Here is a 1,237-nt window from a genome sequence, read left to right on the forward strand (position 1 = left end):
CCGTTTGCGGTGGCGAGGTTGGCGGGGTTGGCGGCGGCGCCGTTTGCGGTGGCGAGGTTGGCGGGGTTGGCTTCAGCGGCGTTTGCGTTGGAGTCGTCGTCGGCGGCGTTCGCCTCAGTGGGGGGCGGATTCCCCGAGGCGGGAGTCCCGCAGGGCCGCCCATTCGAGCGAGTGCCTGATCCCCTCCTCCACGCCGTACTCCGCCTGCCAGTCCAGGAGGCGACGGGCGCGGTCGCTACGGGTGTAGGCCCCGGCCACGTCACCGGGGCGGGCAGCGGCCTCCACGACCTCGATCGGCCGGTCCGCGACGCGGTTGAACGCCTCGGCCAGCTCGCGCACGGTGGTGCCCGAGCCGGTGCCCAGATTGATCACGTCGGCGTCCAGCTCGTCGAACCTGCGCAACGCCGCCACATGCGCGGCCGCCAGGTCCCAGACGTGGATGTAGTCGCGAATGCCCGTGCCGTCGCTAGTCGGGTAGTCGGTGCCGGTGATCTGGAAGGGGACCCGCTCCTCGTAAGCCTCGATCATCTTGCCGAGGGCATGGCTGGGGCGGCGCAACTGCAGGCCGGTGCGCATCTGCGGGTCGGCGCCGATCGGGTTGAAGTAACGCAGCGAAAGGATCCTGATCGGGCGGCTGGCGGCGATGTCGGCGAACATGGCCTCGCACACCGCCTTGGTCTGCGCGTACGGGCTCTGCGGGGCGAGCGCGGAGTCCTCGTCCACCGTGTGGTCGGGGCCTGCCTCATAGATCGACGCCGAGGAGCTGAAGATCATCCGCCTGCAGCCGTTGCGCAGCAGGTGGTCGACGAGCTCGAGGCTCTTGGCGACGTTCGCGCGGTAGTAGCCGATGGGGTCGGCCACGGAATCCGGCACCACGATGAGCGCCGCGCAGTGCACGATCGCCGCAATATCCGGATTTTCCGCAAATATCTTGTCAATCAGCGGGCCGTCGCTTATATCCCCCTCGTAGAACGCCCTTCCCTCCGCGAACTCCTTCCGCCCCGTCACGAGACTGTCGAGAATCACCGGCGTGATCCCGGCGTCCAGGCACGCCGACGCGACCGTGCTCCCGATATAACCCGCCCCACCAGTAATCAGTACGCGCATGCCAGCAGCCTATTGCTTGCCGTGGCGGCCAAAACGCCCATCCGGCCCGGCTCCGCGGTGGGCGAAACCCCGTCCCGCACGGGCCTGCGCGCCTGTGCACGAGGGCCAGAATCCCCGCCCGCCCGTACGT

General features: G+C 69.0%; 1 protein-coding gene. It reads right to left on the reverse strand.

What is annotated here, in order from left to right:
• Positions 1-114: 114 nt before the first annotated feature.
• The gene (galE, locus tag ETD85_RS62385; protein WP_138699109.1) at positions 115-1,107 is read right to left on the reverse strand and encodes a UDP-glucose 4-epimerase GalE; all 993 of its coding nucleotides are present in this window, start codon (positions 1,105-1,107) and stop codon (positions 115-117) included.
• Between the last annotated feature and the right edge of the window lie 130 nt (positions 1,108-1,237).

This window comes from Nonomuraea zeae, assembly GCF_005889725.1.
Lineage (GTDB): Bacteria > Actinomycetota > Actinomycetes > Streptosporangiales > Streptosporangiaceae > Nonomuraea > Nonomuraea zeae.